Annotated in this window: 1 protein-coding gene; it reads right to left on the bottom strand. The window is 61.0% G+C overall.

Annotated elements, in window-relative coordinates; translation table 11 throughout:
- Positions 1–33: 33 nt before the first annotated feature.
- Positions 34–1,302 carry an IS256 family transposase gene (locus EN993_RS35820; RefSeq protein ID WP_164758059.1) on the bottom strand — a complete coding sequence of 423 codons (1,269 nt, stop codon included), beginning with the start codon at positions 1,300–1,302 and terminating at the stop codon, positions 34–36.
- Positions 1,303–1,400 lie beyond the last annotated feature (98 nt).

Below are 1,400 nucleotides of genomic sequence, written 5' to 3'. Positions count from 1 at the left end.
CGAGCTATGCTGGAATTTGGGTGACGAGGCTGATCAAGCGGCGCTCTGTGGCTTCAGTTCAATGACCTCGATTCCGTCCTGGAACGTGGCACCTGCGATGAGTTTAGGCAACTGATTTTGTCCTTTCAGTCGTCGCCACGTCCTGGCGGCGGCCATGACCAGCTTGAAGACCATCAGCCTGGCGGTTTTCGAGGAGAGCGAGCCCTTGGTGCGCACCGTGCGATGGCGAACGGTCGCAAAGACGCTCTCGATGGGATTGGACGTTCGCAGATGATCCCAATGTTCGGCGGGGAAATCGTAGAACGCCAGCAAGGCATTCTGATCTTTGGTCAGGCAGTCGACCGCCTTGCCGTATTTCGCATCATATTTCTCGACAAAGACGGCAATCGCCGTCTCGGCTGAGGCTCGGTTCGGGGCGGAAAAGATTTCGCGCAAGTCCGTCTTCATGGCGGCCTGCACCGATTTCGGCACCTTGTTGAGCACGTTGGCTGTCTTGTGCACCCAGCATCGCTGGTGCTTGGTGCCGGGAAGGAGCTCATCGAGCGCATTCCAGAAGCCAAGCGCGCCGTCGCCGACGGCAAGATCGGGCGCGATCTGCAGGCCACGACGCTTGACGTCGACCAGCAGCTCGCGCCAGCTCTGTGCGCTCTCACGAATGCCGGTCTGGAAGCCGAGCAGCTCTTTCTTGCCCTCGGGCGTGGCGCCGATCAGGACCAGCATGCATTCGGCATGATCTTCCATCCGGGCCTGCAGGTAGACCCCGTCCGCCCACACATAGACATAGCGGCGCGCCGAAAGATCGCGCTTTTGCCAACGATCGTATTCGATGCCCCACTCCGCCGTCAGTCGCGTGATCACCGAGGGTGAGAGGTTCGGCGCCTCCTTGCCCACAAGCGCGCTCAGCGCTTCCTGAAAATCGCCCGTCGAAACACCGCGCAGGTAGAGAACGGGAAGCAGCGCATCCAGACTTCGCGTCCGACGCGCCCATTTCGGCAGGATCGATGAGGAGAACCGGACCCGATCAACCTCGCCATTCGCGCCGCGATCCCGGATCTTCACCCGGCTGACTGGCACCGCCCCGATCCCCGTCTGGATGCTCCGCTCCGGGCCGTGACCATGCCGCACAATCCGGTCACGGCCGTCGGCGAGCTTGAGATCCCGCATCTCGGCAAGAAACGCTTCGGCCTCCATCTCGATCGCCTCCGCCAGCAATTTGCGCGCGCCGGTGCGAAGCACATCCGTCAGGGGATCATCGATTTCGTCGGGCTGACGAAGGCGAACAATGTTGATAGTCTCGTTCATGGCGTATCGCTCTCCTTGAGAGGTTCTGGCAGGCTTCATCACCCGCCTCGATACGTCGCCCTTCTCAAACCGTCATCACCCAGTTTCAGCCATAGCTC

Origin of the sequence: Mesorhizobium sp. M7D.F.Ca.US.004.01.2.1 (genome assembly GCF_003997785.1) — a bacterium.
In the GTDB taxonomy this organism is placed as follows: domain Bacteria; phylum Pseudomonadota; class Alphaproteobacteria; order Rhizobiales; family Rhizobiaceae; genus Mesorhizobium; species Mesorhizobium loti.
This window is presented reverse-complemented; position numbering and strand designations above follow the sequence as displayed.